Origin of the sequence: Streptomyces sp. 130, from assembly GCF_007096885.1 — a bacterium.
GTDB lineage: Bacteria > Actinomycetota > Actinomycetes > Streptomycetales > Streptomycetaceae > Streptomyces.
In genome coordinates this window covers 1-1022 of sequence record NZ_VJNO01000110.1, presented here as the reverse complement: position 1 = coordinate 1022, position 1022 = coordinate 1, and the positions used below count along the sequence as shown (strand labels likewise).

The window sequence follows — 1022 nt, the reverse complement described above, 5'->3', positions numbered from 1 at the left end:
CGTCCGGTGTCGGTGGAGCAGTTGGTGGGGTCGGGTGTGGGTGGTGGGTTGCATGAGGTGGTGTGGCGCCCGTTGGCGGGTGCTGCGGGTGTTGCCGGTGCTGGTGGTGGTGTGGGTGGGGTGTTTGAGGTGCCGGTGTTGGTGGGTGTGGATCCGGTGGTGGGTGTGCGGTCGGTGTTGGGTGGGGTGTTGGAGGCGGTTCAGGGTTGGTTGGAGGGTGATGGGGCTGGTGCGTTGGTGGTGGTGACGCGGGGTGCGGTGGGTGTGGGTGGTGGTGGTGTGGGTGTGGTTGTGTGTGGGGCGCCAGTGTGGGGGTTGGTGCGGGCTGCGCAGGCGGAGAATCCGGGCCGGTTCGTGCTGGTGGATCTTGATCCTGCGGGTGGTTCGTTCGCTGAGGTTGCGGATGTGGTGGTGGGTTCGGGTGAGCCGGAGCTGGCGGTGCGTGGGGGTGGGGTGCTGGTCCCGCGGCTGGTCGAGGTTGCGGTGGACGGGGCTGGGGTTGGTGTGGTTCCGGGGGTTGTGGGGGATGGGACGGTGTTGGTGACGGGTGGGACGGGGGGCTTGGGTGGTCTGGTGGCGCGGCATTTGGTGGAGGTGTGGGGGGTGCGGCGTGTGGTGGTGGCGGGGCGTCGGGGTTCTGGGGCGCCTGGGGTGGGGGAGTTGTGTGAGGAGTTGCGGGGGTTGGGTGCTGAGGTGTCGGTGGTGGCGTGTGATATGTCGGTCCGGGGTGCGGTTGCTGGTCTGGTGGAGGGGGTTGGTGCTGGTCTGGTGGGGGTGGTGCATGCGGCGGGTGCGGGTGACAACGGTTTGGTGGGGTCGATGGACGGGGCCCGGTTGGACCGGGTGTTGGGGGCGAAGGCTGATGGTGCGTGGTATTTGCATGAGCTGACGCGTGAGTGTGAGTTGGCGTTCTTCGTGTTGTTGTCGTCGGCGGGTGGTTCGGTGCTGGCGGCGGGGCAGGCGAACTACGCGGCGGCGAATGTGTTCCTGGACGCGCTCGCGGTGCAGCGCCGGGCGGAGGG

Annotated in this window: 1 protein-coding gene; it reads left to right on the top strand. The window is 68.6% G+C overall.

Annotated features, from left to right (window positions below; translation table 11 throughout):
- Positions 1-6 precede the first annotated feature (6 nt).
- Positions 7-1022: SDR family NAD(P)-dependent oxidoreductase (locus tag FKN01_RS33660; RefSeq protein WP_313906193.1), on the top strand; the 1016-nt coding region annotated here is incomplete at its 3' end.